Annotated in this window: 12 protein-coding genes; 5 read left to right on the top strand and 7 right to left on the bottom strand. The window is 39.6% G+C overall.

Going from position 1 to position 13,850, the window contains the following annotated elements:
• Window positions 1-2 precede the first annotated feature (2 nt).
• Window positions 3-2,321 carry an aerobic respiration two-component sensor histidine kinase ArcB gene (gene arcB / locus ACNSN2_RS02295; protein WP_418608470.1) on the bottom strand — a complete coding sequence of 773 codons (2,319 nt, stop codon included), beginning with the start codon at window positions 2,319-2,321 and terminating at the stop codon, window positions 3-5.
• A gap of 197 nt (window positions 2,322-2,518) precedes the next feature.
• Here arcB and folE2 point away from each other — a divergent pair, with 197 nt between their 5' ends.
• The 4 genes from folE2 to ACNSN2_RS02275 all read left to right on the top strand — a co-directional run bounded on the left by folE2 (window position 2,519) and on the right by ACNSN2_RS02275 (window position 5,912).
• On the top strand, window positions 2,519-3,439 hold the full coding sequence (gene folE2, locus ACNSN2_RS02290) for a GTP cyclohydrolase FolE2 (RefSeq protein ID WP_418608468.1): 921 nt from the start codon (window positions 2,519-2,521) through the stop codon (window positions 3,437-3,439).
• A 102-nt stretch (window positions 3,440-3,541) separates the two neighbouring features.
• The gene (locus tag ACNSN2_RS02285) at window positions 3,542-4,138 is read left to right on the top strand and encodes a DUF2726 domain-containing protein (protein ID WP_054202260.1); all 597 of its coding nucleotides are present in this window, start codon (window positions 3,542-3,544) and stop codon (window positions 4,136-4,138) included.
• Between the two features lie 112 nt (window positions 4,139-4,250).
• Complete coding sequence (gene mtnN, locus ACNSN2_RS02280; RefSeq protein ID WP_418608465.1) at window positions 4,251-4,958, top strand: 5'-methylthioadenosine/S-adenosylhomocysteine nucleosidase; 708 nt, start codon at window positions 4,251-4,253, stop codon at window positions 4,956-4,958.
• Window positions 4,959-5,912: a cobalamin biosynthesis protein CobD/CbiB gene (locus tag ACNSN2_RS02275; RefSeq protein WP_418608463.1), complete on the top strand. Its 954-nt coding sequence runs from the start codon at window positions 4,959-4,961 to the stop codon at window positions 5,910-5,912. It begins immediately after the preceding gene.
• A 49-nt stretch (window positions 5,913-5,961) separates the two neighbouring features.
• On the opposite strand, the gene tyrS is transcribed toward ACNSN2_RS02275, so the two are convergent.
• Window positions 5,962-7,161 carry a tyrosine--tRNA ligase gene (tyrS, locus tag ACNSN2_RS02270; RefSeq protein ID WP_075170414.1) on the bottom strand — a complete coding sequence of 400 codons (1,200 nt, stop codon included), beginning with the start codon at window positions 7,159-7,161 and terminating at the stop codon, window positions 5,962-5,964.
• Window positions 7,162-7,652: 491 nt separating this feature from the next.
• Here tyrS and ACNSN2_RS02265 point away from each other — a divergent pair, with 491 nt between their 5' ends.
• Window positions 7,653-8,966, top strand: coding sequence for a peptidoglycan DD-metalloendopeptidase family protein (locus ACNSN2_RS02265; protein ID WP_010390821.1), 1,314 nt, complete (start codon window positions 7,653-7,655; stop codon window positions 8,964-8,966).
• A 148-nt stretch (window positions 8,967-9,114) separates the two neighbouring features.
• Here the strand turns inward: ACNSN2_RS02265 and ACNSN2_RS02260 are convergent, their stop codons facing one another.
• The 5 genes from ACNSN2_RS02260 to ACNSN2_RS02240 all read right to left on the bottom strand — a co-directional run bounded on the left by ACNSN2_RS02260 (window position 9,115) and on the right by ACNSN2_RS02240 (window position 13,606).
• Window positions 9,115-9,291: a hypothetical protein gene (locus ACNSN2_RS02260; protein ID WP_010390817.1), complete on the bottom strand. Its 177-nt coding sequence runs from the start codon at window positions 9,289-9,291 to the stop codon at window positions 9,115-9,117.
• A gap of 19 nt (window positions 9,292-9,310) precedes the next feature.
• A complete protein-coding gene (locus ACNSN2_RS02255; RefSeq protein WP_010390816.1) occupies window positions 9,311-10,282 on the bottom strand; it encodes an aldo/keto reductase in 972 nt (323 codons plus the stop codon).
• Between the two features lie 139 nt (window positions 10,283-10,421).
• Entirely contained in the window at window positions 10,422-11,552 is a 1,131-nt protein-coding gene (locus ACNSN2_RS02250) for a sodium ion-translocating decarboxylase subunit beta (protein WP_109875312.1), read from the bottom strand.
• 14 nt (window positions 11,553-11,566) lie between these two features.
• Window positions 11,567-13,348, bottom strand: a complete 1,782-nt coding sequence (gene oadA / locus ACNSN2_RS02245) for a sodium-extruding oxaloacetate decarboxylase subunit alpha (RefSeq protein ID WP_010390815.1) — start codon at window positions 13,346-13,348, stop codon at window positions 11,567-11,569.
• A 12-nt stretch (window positions 13,349-13,360) separates the two neighbouring features.
• Entirely contained in the window at window positions 13,361-13,606 is a 246-nt protein-coding gene (locus ACNSN2_RS02240; RefSeq protein WP_178955085.1) for an OadG family protein, read from the bottom strand.
• Window positions 13,607-13,850 lie beyond the last annotated feature (244 nt).

Below are 13,850 nucleotides of genomic sequence, written 5' to 3'. Positions count from 1 at the left end.
TTTTACTCTAATTGCTGTAAAAATAAATGAAGGGCCCGTTGTCCTTCATTTATTTTGTCTGCTAATTCATCAAGCCAGACTGTTAATACTTCATCACTTTGTTCCAGCGCACCATGTTCCATTTGCTTTGCATGCAACTGCACATCATTCAGACCAACCGACCCAGCGGCACCTTTTAACTTATGCGCAACGGATTTGTACTCTTCTCTGTCAGCTGCTTTTAATGATCCTAATAGCTCTTGTTGATATTGCGGATTTAGTTTTGCAAACAACTGACTACTACGTTTAAATACTTCAACGCCCATCGAGTTTACAAAGTCTTCAATGGTTTCAACATCTAGCAAGTCAGTATTAATTTGATTTAATAACTCTTGATTAACTACTCGTTGAGGAGCCTCAACTTGCGCTTGTTGAATGCCAAAGAGTTCAGCGAGCATATTATCTAACTTACTGGTGTTTATCGGTTTAGCTAACGCCCCTTGAATAGAAATCCCCTCAAGCTCCTCTTCAGCACTGCGAACATTGGCGGTAAGTGCCACAATAGGAAGCGGGTCAAAATGGCTTTGTGCGCGAATTTGTCTTGCTACTTCATCACCATTAATATCAGGCAACTGCATATCAAGTAATACTAAATCTAGGTCATCTTCGGTTTCTACAAACGATAAAGCATCTTCTCCCGTTTCAGCCCACAGTACTTCATGTCCACGTTGTTCTAATAGGTTAGTTGCAATTTCAGCATTAAGTGGCACATCTTCCACTAATAAAATATATAAGCTACGCCCTACATAACTATGTTCGGTAGGAGCACTACATAAATTCAGCGGAATTTGAACGGTAAAGCAACTGCCCTCTCCAGGAGTACTATTAACAGTTATAATGCCTTTCATAGCACTTACTAACGCTTTTGTTACGGCTAAGCCAATACCTGAGCCAATCGCATTGGTCCCTTTAAGGTCGGGCGCTTTGTAGTACATATCAAAAATACGGGTAAGTTGTTCTTGCGGAATCCCTTCACCGGTATCGAGTATTTTTATAATAAGCCATGGGCCATCTTCGCGGTTCTCTCTAGCACAATCTAAGGTGACACTACCGTGCTGGGTAAATTTAACCGCATTATTAATTAAGTTCCATACTACTTGGCGTAAACGTGTAGGATCAAGTAAAGCGTATATATCAAGCATTCCAGAGCGTTTTACTTCAAAAGAAAGTTCTTTTTGCTCCGCAATAAGGCCTGCAAAGTTAACCACATCATTGATAAAGTCAGACACATTAATTTCGTTAGCGGCAATATCGAGTTGCTCACGGTCAATTTTATCTAAATCTATAATATCGTTAAATATATTACCCAGCGTTTCGGCGCTTGAAAACACCGTATTACACCAGCTACGCTGCTGTTTATTAAGTTCAGTATCCAATAGCATTCGGGTTAAACCGACGATACCATTGAGCGGAGTGCGTAATTCATGGCTCAATGTGGCAATAAATTTCCCTTTATCTTTGTAAGCAGTTTCCAGTGCCTGCGCGGCTTCTTTACGGCTGGTAATATCACGGCCAAAGGCTAGTAGACCAATGTAATCGCCCTGCTCATTTATAAAGGGGAGTTTTCTGAGTTCAAACCATCTTATTTCACCATTTACAGAATACTCTACATCAATAGTTAAACCTTGATGAGTGCGTTCAACCTGCTCATCGGTTCTTAATACTTCTGATAAAAAGTGGCTTGGAAATATTTCTTCTGCGGCTTTGCCAATTAATTCGCCACTGGTTTTGCCCATCACCTCTTCAAACATTTTATTACAACCGGCAAACACCCCGTTGTTATCGCGGTAATAAAATAAATCTGGTGAGGAGTCTACAATGGAGCGTAATAACATGCCTTGTTGCGCGAGTTCTTGTTGCGTTTTTTTACGCTCTGCAATTTCACGTCTAAGCTCTTCTATTGCTCTATGCTTAGCATGAAAGGCCATTTTACGTTCATCAATTTCAATGTTTAAACGATTAATATTGTCTTTGAGAGTTTGATTTAAAAGCTTTTCTTGTTTTGTGGCACTATCTAAATAGGCATAAGAGGCATCAAGTTGCCGAATAGAGTTAAGCAGTACGCTAATCACCAGAGGGGAAACAACTGAGGTAAAAAATACTACAGCCAATATATCAACTAAGTTCACTTCCCCAATGGCAACATAGTAAAACATACTCGACAAAACCAGCGATACTGTCAGTAATAATGCATAGCAAATAGCTGCAGTTTTAAACTCACCAAAACGAGTTATTGAACTGGAAAGAACTCGAACCCACGGGTTCAAAGAAGAATCTGTCATATATCAGTGTTTCTCTTAGCTAAATGCTTAAGTAAGTATGATTAAAGGCTAATTTTAGCATTTTCTATCAGCGATTTTCATGTTGTGCGATAAAAACAACAAAATTTCATGTTTGGCGTTATTTGCCGCATTTCAGCAACTCTTTATTTAGTGTAAAATGTGACGTTTTAAATATTGCAAATAACGAGTAACGTATCATGCAAACGACTATGCCAGATATTGCTATCACGGCTGCCGCATTACAAACAGGTAAATTAGACTGGGTAGGAATGGGCGATATAGAGCTGCCTTTTATTTTTGAATCTCTTGATTTAGCTCCAGTTACCGTTAATGCAAAAGCACGCGCTTTTGTTAATTTACACCAAGAAGACGCCAAAGGCATCCACATGTCGCGTCTGTTTTTAGCACTTGATCACCTCTCAACTGAGCAGCAGGTCAACCCGCACACCTTAGCACAAGCATTAGATACCTTTATCACCAGCCATGAAGGCTTAAGCGATAAAGCACAAATCGAATTTAAATTTGAATTACCACTGCGCCGTAAATCATTACTTAGTGGCAAAGCCGGCTGGAAAAGCTACCCAGTTGTACTTACCAGTACCATAAATCAAGGCGTCATTAGTTTTGAACTCAGTGTTGATGTTACTTACTCATCAACCTGCCCCTGCTCTGCAGCCCTTGCTCGTCAACTTATCCAAAATGCGTTTAGCGAAAAGTTTGCTCAAGAAACACTAACTCAATCTGAGGTTTTAGAGTGGCTTGGAACAACTCAAGGCATTGTAGCAACCCCGCATTCACAGCGCTCTATTGCTAATGTTAAAGTAAAACTAGATCAAAATATTCAAGAGTTTGATGTAGTTAACTTAATAAACTTACTAGAAGATGAGCTTAAAACACCAGTACAAGCTGCGGTAAAACGTGAAGACGAACAAGAGTTTGCCCGTTTAAATGGTCAAAACCTGATGTTTTGTGAAGACGCAGCACGAAAAATTAAAACGACGTTAGAGTCAAAAGAGTTTAGCGATTACTTCCTGCAAATAAACCATTATGAGTCTTTACATGCTCATGATGCCGTCGCTATTGCCGTAAAAGGTATTGAAGGCGGTTATAAAGCATAATAGCGCTCATCCCCATTCGTTAATAAAATAGCCATAACAACTATTTGGGCACATAAATTGCTTTAGAAAAGCAGTGTCAATTTGTTGTTATGGAGTTACCGTATGGAATTCGCTTTATTATTAATATTAGTGCTAGTTGTTGGGGCATCTGTGGTTGCGTCAAAATTTAATGATGACGGCGGAAACCCTTATCCTTTTACTCGCAAGCAAAGTGTATTTACCCAAGTAGAAGGGGCGTTTCTAGGCTTATTAGAACGCGCTGTTGGCGATCAATATAAAATTGTTAGTCGCGTTAAACTAATCGATGTGATTGACTGTAAACAAGGTCTATCTGTCAAATCTAAACGTGCGGCATTGGCTAAAGCAAAAAATAAACAGCTCGACTTTGTACTAGTCGACAAAGAAAAAATGACCATAGTGGCAGCGGTTGACTTAGTTAATAACGCCAACAAAGATGGTCACAAAGCACAACGTGATTGGTTTGTTAACGGTGCATTAGAAGCCGCTGGCATTCCACATATTCGTATGAAAGTGAAATCAGGCTACCGCCCGAGTGAAGTTCGCGATGCCATTATGTTTAAATTAGGCAAACCTGCTAAATCACAACCTTCGCGCCCGACTCGTACTAGAGTCCATAAGCCTGCGGTATTATCACCTTCTCAAGCAAAAGCACATTCAACTGCCCTTGCTGAAATATAACTACTGAGTTAAAGCAATGTATTAAAGCGAGCATTTTAAATGACTCGCTTTTTTGTTTTTTATAGCAGACTTCACGTATAATCAGCCTATTCAAATTTAGGAATTTAACACTATGAATGTTGGTATTATTGGCGCCATGGAGCCAGAAGTTAAAATTTTGCGCGAAGCGATGCAAAATCCACAGGTTTTAACCAAAGCAGGCTTTACGTTTTATACTGGTGAGCTTGCAGGTAATACTGTTACTTTAGTGCAATCAGGCATTGGTAAAGTCGCTTCAACTATTGCAACCACTTTACTTATCGATAACTTCAAACCTGATTGTGTTATTAACACAGGCTCTGCCGGTGGTTTCGATCCTTCGCTTAACGTTGGCGATGTGGTGATTTCATCAGAAGTTCGTCATCACGATGTAGATGTAACCGCATTTGGTTACGAAATTGGCCAAGTACCACAAATGCCAGCAGGCTTTGCAGCGCACACTAAACTAGTAGAAGCCGCCGAGCAAACAATTGCACAAATTAGCGAAGTAAAAACGCTTGTTGGTTTAATTTGTACTGGTGACTCATTTATGTGTGACCCTGTTCGCATTGAAAAAGCACGCAATGACTTCCCTACAATGCTAGCAGTAGAAATGGAAGGTGCGTCAATTGCACAAACGTGTTTTGCACTTAACACACCATTTGTTGTTATTCGCTCAATGTCTGATATTGCTGGCAAAGAGTCACCGCAATCATTTGAAGAGTACTTAGAAACAGCCTCTATTAATTCATCAAAAATGGTTGTGGCATTACTAGAAAAGTTAACGGCGGTTACGCTGTAAATGCTCAATAATATTGTTCAAAATCATTTGGACTTTATTGTATTTATTTGTGCGCTCCTAGCTGAGCGCTTTTTACCTTTAGTTAGCTGGTATCACCCTAACCATATACTTTCTGCAATTTTTAACGCAATTGGCCAGCGTGTTTATAAAAAAACAGACAGCAAACAATATCATTATTTAGCCGCTTCATTAGCAAGCACACTTGTTCTAACTGTGATTATGATTATTGTCGTTTTGCTGCTGGAGTTTGCCTTTTACCCTGAACTACTATCCGGTCTTATTTTATACTTGTGCCTAGAAAGCAGTAGCATAAATAAAAAAGCGATACGTATTGCGAAATTGACCAAAAAAAATCAAAAATCAACTGCTCGAGAATTATTAAAACCACTAGTAGCCCGAGAAGTTAAGGCACTTTCAAACCCAGGGATTATTAAAGCGGTTATGGAAAGTGTCATACTAAGAACGGCCCGTCATTATTTTGTGGTAATTTTTATTTTTTTACTATTAGGCCCCATTGCAACTCTCGCCTACCGCTTGCTTACCTTAATCCAACAAGCATGGCGCACTGATATAGCTCCCGACAGCGCTTTTTTGAAGCCGCTTAAACTAATTCTTTTTATTATTGAATACATTCCCATGCGGTTACTCGCGCTGACAATAGCTTCACTTAAAGCCAGTAAGAAAAGCATGCATTATATTAAGCATTATGGCCGCCATTTTTATCAAAAAAATACTGGCTGGTTACTAAGTGTGTGCTCAGCATCTTTAGGGGTGCAACTTGGTGGGCCTGCTATTTATATTGAGCAGCGTTTCAATAAAATGCGGGTCGGTGTAGAACGCTTGCCAAGTGCTGATGATGTCCCAAAGCTACTCAACACCCTAAATCAAGCCCGTTTTTTTTGGCTACTAATTATTATTAGCGTTGAAATTATTAGGGCTGTTCTAACTTTTTGATCAGTTATAAAAAAACCAGCCAAAGCTGGTTTTTATACTCTCTGAAGCTTTAGGCTACAGTAATATTTGCAAACTTACGTTTACCTACTTGGTAAATAGCGGTTGTTCCTTTTTCTACTTCCAATTTGGTATCTGTAATTTTTTCTTCGCCGTTAAGCTTTACTGCGCCTTGTTTGATCATACGCATGGCCTCTGAAGTACTCGCCACTAAGCCAGCTTCTTTTAGCAAGTTAGCAATTAGAATAGTGTCTTCATCAATGTTAACTGTCAGCTCTGGAATTTCATCAGGTAGTGCTTTTTTCTGAAAGCGCTGAATAAAGTCATCATGAGCAGCTTGCGCATCGGCTTCGCTATGGAAACGTGCAATTAACTCTTTCGCTAATTCAATCTTAATATCGCGCGGGTTAGTGCCTTGCTCTACACGCTGTTTTTGCGCTGCAATTTGCTCAATAGAAAGGCTACTTAGCAAGTCATAGTAACGCCACATTAGTACATCACTAATTGACATGATTTTACCAAACATGTCGCTAGGCGTATCAGTAATACCTATGTAGTTTCCTAGTGACTTTGACATTTTCTGAACGCCATCAGTCCCTTCAAGTAAAGGCATCATTAGTACGGTTTGAGGTTTTTGACCTTCATCTTTTTGCAGCTCACGACCCATTAATAGGTTAAAGCGTTGATCGGTGCCTCCTAGCTCAACATCAGACTCAAGTGCAACTGAATCCCAACCCTGTACTAGTGGATATAAAAACTCATGGATTGCGATAGATTGACCGCCAGCATAGCGCTTTTTAAAGTCATCACGCTCAAGCATGCGTGCCACAGTTTGGCGCGCTGCCAATTTTATCATTCCAGCCGCGCCCAACTTCTCCATCCACGTAGAGTTAAAAGCAACAGTTGTTTTAGCTGGGTCTAAAATTTTGAAAACCTGTTCTTTATAGGTTTCAGCATTAGCAAGCACATCATCACGAGTCAGTGGCTTACGGGTAACATTTTTGCCCGTTGGATCGCCTATCATACCGGTAAAGTCACCAATTAAGAAAATAACCTCATGACCTAAATCTTGAAAGGTTTTCATTTTATTAATTAGTACAGTGTGACCTAGGTGCAAATCTGGAGCCGTAGGATCGAAACCAGCTTTAATTTTTAGCTTTTTCCCCGACTTTAATTTTTCAACCAACTCATCTTCAATTAATATCTCTTCTGCACCGCGTTTTATCTCTGCTAGAGCGGTTTGTAAATCCACTGTGTGTTACTCCAAAAAATTCTGACAACGAAGGGGGTGTATATGCTCACGATTTATTGCTAGCGCGTTTTAACAAAACAAATAAAACTATTTAGCTAACATAACAAATTTCCACTTAATTAGAACAACTTTTTTAACTAATCGCTGCACCAACTAAAATGCAGGGCGTACGTTCTAAAATGGGATATAAAAGAGCGATTAATAATACACTAAAGGTGTTTATAAAAGCCCAAAAAACAGTTTATAAATTAATCACTTCTCGCTATTAAATCGTTTTAAAAGCTAATTTAACATTACGATGAAAAAGCAAAGTATCCAAGGATATAAAATAGTGCTGTTATTCAACTTTAAACACAAACAGCCTGAATACCCTATGATTTTAGCTTAATTTAACGCGAGTTTAAATCTACAAAATACTAGTATTCATAGATTATTCGTTATATCCTGCAATATAATCTATTTATTATCTTGACAGCAGAAAAAGGCACGTTATGGTCCACGTGGTTAACACGCTCCCCAAAAAACACAAAATGCTTATTCTAGGTTTGGTTTCTGCTATTGTTGCCTTAGCCTTTTTACCTTCTGAAAAAGCCACTGCATCCAAAGACAATAGCGAGAACACGCTAGAAATTGGTAAGCGTTACGAATTACAAATAAAAGTAGGTGAAAACGAAAAACTCACCGACTTAAATTCAGAGCATGCAGCGCAAAAACTTCCAGAATATGATTTTGTCGATCACCTTGTTAAAAATGGTGACAATTTAGCGAACATTTTTAAGCGCGCTGGTTTTTCTGCGCAAACGCTTTACAAACTGGTTAACACAAATGCTGAAACACGCAAGCTTACCAAAATTCATCCAGGTGAAACACTAAGCTTTGCTACTGCAAAAGATGGTTCGTTGGCTCAGTTACGTTACGTTATATCTAAAACAGATACCTTATATGTCACCCTTAATGACGAAGGCCAATACGATACTTCAATTGACAGCAAAGAAATAGAAACACTTAGCAAAACCGCCGGTGGGGAAATTTCTAGCAGTTTTTGGACGTCAGCGATCGCTGCAGGTTTAAGTGAACGCCAAATCATGAACTTTGCCGATATATTTGGTTGGGACGTGGATTTTGCAAATGACATCCGTAAAGGTGATGAATTTGGCTTAATATATGAATCTCATTTTGTTGACGGTGAATTTATTGGCACCGGTAAAATTATTGCCGCAGAATTTATAAACCAAGGCGAACGTTACACAGCAATTCGACACACAGACGGTAATTTTTATACCCCTGAAGGGCGTAGTATGAAAAAAGCCTTCTTACGTGCACCTGTTAACTTTAAATATATTAGCTCAAGCTTTAATCCTCGCCGCTTACACCCGGTTACAGGACAAGTAAAAGCACACCGAGGTATTGACTACGCTGCGCGTACAGGCACGCCTGTTGTATCATCAGGTAATGGTAAAGTTATCAAAGCGGGCTACAGTAAATATAACGGTAATTACGTATTTATAAGCCACGGTACACAATACGTTACTAAGTACTTACACCTTAACAAACGCCTAGTTAGAACAGGGCAAAAAATCAAACAAGGTGAGAAAATTGGTACTGTAGGCTCAACAGGTCGAGTAACTGGGGCACATTTACATTATGAGTTTTTAGTTAACGGTGTTCATCGTAATCCCAAAACTGTGAAACTACCTAAATCTGAGCCATTACCACGCTCAGAGCTTGCTAAGTTTAAGCCTATTGCTGATAACTTTATTGCGCAACTTGAGCGTAACCGAGAGCTTCAGTTGGCACTTAAATAAAGAGTTTAATGATTAAATAAAAAAGCCTTTGCAGGGATAACCCGCAAAGGCTTTTTTGTATGTGATGATTATACCAACCAGCATAGATATTTGAATAGTTTCACGAATTACCCATTGTATCTAAGCTGCTTGGTGCTAAATTTCAGAGTTAATTTACGAGTACATAAATAAGCTGCACAACCAAAGAGATCATCACCAGTGGCCAAATATACTTACTATATTTAGTAGCGCTCTCAAGCCCCATTTTACTTTGGTATTTTTCCAGTAACGGAATAATGATCACCAAAGCAATGACTAAGCTAATTAAAATAACAAATATGTTCATATCATCACCCTACACCAGGTTATGGTAAAGCGCAGCCTTTCGCGCTGATATATAGCTCATACCAATGCTCACGACTTAAGTTAACATTAACCGCATCACAGGATGCTTTTATACGCTCTATATTAGTGGTACCAATAATTGGTTGAATTGATGCTGGGTGGCGCAACAACCATGCTAATACGATAGCTTCTGCTGTTGTACCATAAAGTATGGCAAGCTTACTGACTAAAATACTGGTATTAATATCTGCAGGCGAGGCCTTTGATAAATCACCACCAGAGTATAAGCCTTGGCATAAACTGCCCCAACTTTGAATCTGAATTTCATGCTCACGGCAATATTCAATATTGCCTGGGGTAAAGTTAATATCCTTGCCATCGGCATTACCCACATAAACGCCTTCATCAACCCATTGATGTTTTTGTAAACTCGCTTCGATTTGATTTGCCACAATCGGCATATCTAAAGCGCGTTGCAAAAACCGTATTTGATATTGCGACATATTAGACACCGCAAAATGACGCACTTTGCCACTTTCTTTTAAACAACTAAATACTTGTGCAACTTCCTCTACTTCCATTAAAGGATCTGGGCGATGCAGCATAAGTATATCTAAATATTCGGTATTTAATCGCTTTAATGAGCCCTCTACTGAGCGCTCAATCCAATCAGCTGAAAAGTCATAACGTTGTGGGTTTTTATCATCAGCAAAGCGAATACCACACTTAGACTGAATATACATTTTCTCCCTAAGTTCTGGTCGCTCAGCCAGAGCTTGACCAAAAACATGTTCGGCTTTGCCTAAGGTATAAATATCAGCATGATCGAAAAAATTAATTCCGCCTTCAATGGCGGCATCTATGCATGAATGAGTTTGTTGTAAATGCGCACTGGTAATCGCATCTTTATTCCATGCGCCTCCCAAACCCATACAGCCAAAAACAAGTTTGCTTACATTCGGGAGATATTTTGCCAGCGGAGTGTGTAACATTTTGACAGCCCTTTAAAAAATGAAGAGTGATTACTTTAAACAAAAAACCCTATACAAGAAACCGCTTAAGTCAAAACAGTGAATTTTATGCAAAAAAAAGCGCAGTAAACTGCGCTAATAGGTTGAGTCTAAATTATATTTAACCCACAAGAGCGAGTAAAATACCTGCCGCAACAGCACTACCAAGCACCCCTGCAACATTAGGCCCCATGGCATGCATTAATAAGAAGTTATGCGGGTTATTTTCAAGCCCAACCTTATTAACAACACGTGCTGCCATAGGCACAGCGGATACACCCGCAGCACCAATTAATGGGTTTATGGGGGTTTTTGATATCTTATTTAAGCCTTTAGCCATAAATACACCAGAGGCTGTACCAATAGCAAACGCCAGTGCACCCAGTACCAAAATACCAATAGTTTCTACTGTTAAGAACTGCTCGGCAGCAAGTTTAGAGCCCACTGCAAGTCCTAGAAATATAGTGGTGATATTAATGATTTCGTTTTGCGCACTGTTGCTGAGCCTATCAACTACACCCGACTCACGCATTAAGTTACCTAAACAGAACATACCAACCAGCGGAATTGCCGCAGGTAAGAATATAGCAGTTAAGGTAAGCACCATCAGTGGGAAAATAATTTTTTCCTTTTTAGATACTTTACGCAGTTCTGGCATTTGAATTTTGCGTTCTTCAGGCGTTGTAAACGCACGCATGATAGGTGGCTGAATAATAGGAACCAACGCCATGTACGAGTACGCAGCCACCGCTATAGCGCCCAGTAAATCAGGGGCCAGCTTTGACGCTAAAAAGATAGCGGTTGGCCCATCTGCACCACCAATAATCGCAATTGCAGAAGCATCTTGTAAGCTAAATTCAAATCCCGGAATAAAGTTAAGTAAAATAGCGCCAAATAACGTCGCAAAAATACCAAACTGCGCTGCCGCACCTAATAGCAACATACGCGGGTTGGCAATCAAGGCACTAAAATCAGTTAAGGCCCCCACTCCCATAAATATTAATAGCGGAAAAATACCGGTATCAATACCAACATAATAAACATAGTAAAGTAAGCCACCTGGATCTGATAAACCAGCTACTGGAATATTAGTTAAAATAGCTCCGAAACCAATGGGCAGTAATAATAACGGCTCAAATTTTTTGGCAATTGCTAAAAATAATAGCAAACAACCAACGGCAATCATGATCAGCCCAGGAAATGTAAAGTTAGCAATGCCTGTGGCATGCCAGAGGTTTAAAATACCATCCATCCTCTATTTACTCCTTAAGCTAGTGCAATCATTGCATCGCCGGTTGACACTGAATCGCCCTCAGAAACAAGCACCTCAGCAATCGTACCGGTATGCATGGCGCGTACTTCGGTTTCCATTTTCATGGCTTCCATAATAATTACCACATCACCTTCATTGACTACCTGACCTGGTTTTACTTTAATTTTAAAAATATTACCGGCCAGTGGTGCATTTAGAGTTTCACCCGAGGCAACCGATGCTGACTGTGGAATATGCTCTGAGTCTTTTAACGTCACCTCTTTAAGCTCACCACCTTGAGCAACCACGACATCGTATACTTTACCGTCTACTTTAACGCTGTATTGCTCTGCCTTAACGCTTTTATTGTTTGCCGCTGATTTTTCAGGTGCTTTATTGGCGTTATCATCAGCGCTAGGAACAGGCTCAAATGCATCAGGATTGTTACGGTTTTTAATAAATTTCAAACCAATCTGTGGAAATAGTGCATAGGTAAGCACATCATCAATTTGCTCATCGGCTAAAGTTAGCCCTTGCTCCTGCGCAAGCTTGCTTAACTCAGCTTCTAAAGTTTCAAGTTCAGGTTTAATAATATCTGCAGGGCGACAGGTAATTGCTTCACTGCCATCAAGTACGCGCTCTTGAAGCTCTTTATTCATTGGTGCAGGTGTTGAACCATACTCACCTTTTAATACGCCAGCAGTTTCTTTGGTAATGGTTTTATAACGCTCACCAGTGAGTACATTTAATACCGCTTGAGTACCAACAATTTGTGAGGTAGGTGTAACGAGTGGAATAAAGCCTAAATCTTCACGTACTCGTGGAATTTCAAGTAGCACTTCGTTTAGTTTATCAGCAGCACCTTGCTCTTTAAGCTGGTTTTCCATGTTAGTTAACATACCACCTGGCACTTGGGCTAATAAAATTCGGCCATCGACACCTTTTAAGCTGCCTTCAAACGCAGCGTACTTTTTACGTACGTCTCTAAAGTAAGCGGCAATTTCTTCTAGGTGGTTTAAATCAAGCCCGGTATCACGCTCGGTCCCTTCAACGATTGCAGCAATTGTTTCAGTTGCTGAATGACCATAAGTCATACTCATAGACGATACAGCTGTGTCGAGCATATCAATGCCGGCATCAATCGCTTTTTGATAAGTAGCGGTGCTTAAACCCGTTGTTGCATGGCATTGCATTGCAATAGGTATGGAAACCGTTTCTTTTAACGCTTTAATGAGTTCTTCTGCATCGTAAGGCTTAAGCAATCCCGCCATATCTTTAATACAAATTGAATGACAACCCAATTCTTCAAGCTGCTTAGCAAGTGTTAACCACATATCTAATGTATGTACAGGGCTTACTGTGTAAGAAATTGTACCTTGCGCATGTGCCCCTACTTTAACCGCCGCTTTTATGGCAGTTTCTAAGTTACGTACATCATTCATGGCATCAAAAATACGAAATACGTCTACGCCATTTTTGTGGGCGCGCTCAACAAACTTCTCAACCACATCATCAGCATAATGGCGATATCCCAATAAGTTCTGACCACGAAGTAGCATTTGCTGTGGTGTATTTGGCATCGCTTTTTTAAGCGCGCGAATACGCTCCCATGGATCTTCACCTAAATAACGAATACATGAATCAAAGGTAGCTCCACCCCAAGATTCTATAGACCAATAACCTGCGTCATCAATTTTTTTTGCAATAGGTAACATGTCGTCTAATCGCATGCGGGTAGCTAAGAGCGACTGATGTGCGTCACGAAGTACGAGTTCTGTTATTTTTAATTTAGCCATTGGTATGCTCCTCTAATTATTATTTGTTTTGTACTGAGCAATGGCAGCACTAATTGCAGCGATGTGCTCATTTGGCACACCTTGAGATTTAAAAGATGGTGTTCTCTGTGATGCTGCTAGTTCTGGCTGAGAAAACTTGCTAGCCAGCTTAGACATGAGTGTCACTGCACCAATCAATAAAGAAAGAAATACAAACACACCCACCATGCCTGTTAGCATTAAATTGCCTGCAGTTGTGAGTAAAGCCCCTATATCCATAATTCTCCCCTGTTTAAAACCAAACACATAAAAAATCGGTTTATTTAAATAACTATTCATCAATAGTAACAAAAACTATTCTTTTGTCTACACGTTGTAAATTGGTAAAACCAATTAATCTAAAAGTAACATATCACCAATAAGGTTAACACCACCTAAAATAGCTTATTTAACCCAGATATATAGATGCTAAAAATGTTCGTTATAAACAAAGAATATATAAAAACACTAATACTTTGTAAAA

Source organism: Pseudoalteromonas sp. US3C1013, from assembly GCF_048401115.1.
Classification (GTDB): domain Bacteria; phylum Pseudomonadota; class Gammaproteobacteria; order Enterobacterales; family Alteromonadaceae; genus Pseudoalteromonas; species Pseudoalteromonas undina.
Note: the sequence above shows the minus strand (reverse complement) of the source record. Positions and strands in the feature narration are given on the sequence as shown.

Bases quoted from the DNA above. Each gene is read 5' to 3' on its own strand.
- ACNSN2_RS02260 (WP_010390817.1), bottom strand. From the start codon at position 9,291: ATGAACATATTTGTTATTTTAATTAGCTTAGTCATTGCTTTGGTGATC.
- ACNSN2_RS02240 (WP_178955085.1), bottom strand. From the start codon at position 13,606: ATGGATATAGGGGCTTTACTCACAACTGCAGGCAATTTAATGCTAACA.
- ACNSN2_RS02275 (WP_418608463.1), top strand. From the start codon at position 4,959: ATGCTCAATAATATTGTTCAAAATCATTTGGACTTTATTGTATTTATT.
- ACNSN2_RS02250 (WP_109875312.1), bottom strand. From the start codon at position 11,552: ATGGATGGTATTTTAAACCTCTGGCATGCCACAGGCATTGCTAACTTT.
- mtnN (WP_418608465.1), top strand. From the start codon at position 4,251: ATGAATGTTGGTATTATTGGCGCCATGGAGCCAGAAGTTAAAATTTTG.
- oadA (WP_010390815.1), bottom strand. From the start codon at position 13,348: ATGGCTAAATTAAAAATAACAGAACTCGTACTTCGTGACGCACATCAG.
- arcB (WP_418608470.1), bottom strand. From the start codon at position 2,321: ATGACAGATTCTTCTTTGAACCCGTGGGTTCGAGTTCTTTCCAGTTCA.
- ACNSN2_RS02265 (WP_010390821.1), top strand. From the start codon at position 7,653: ATGGTCCACGTGGTTAACACGCTCCCCAAAAAACACAAAATGCTTATT.
- ACNSN2_RS02285 (WP_054202260.1), top strand. From the start codon at position 3,542: ATGGAATTCGCTTTATTATTAATATTAGTGCTAGTTGTTGGGGCATCT.
- folE2 (WP_418608468.1), top strand. From the start codon at position 2,519: ATGCAAACGACTATGCCAGATATTGCTATCACGGCTGCCGCATTACAA.
- ACNSN2_RS02255 (WP_010390816.1), bottom strand. From the start codon at position 10,282: ATGTTACACACTCCGCTGGCAAAATATCTCCCGAATGTAAGCAAACTT.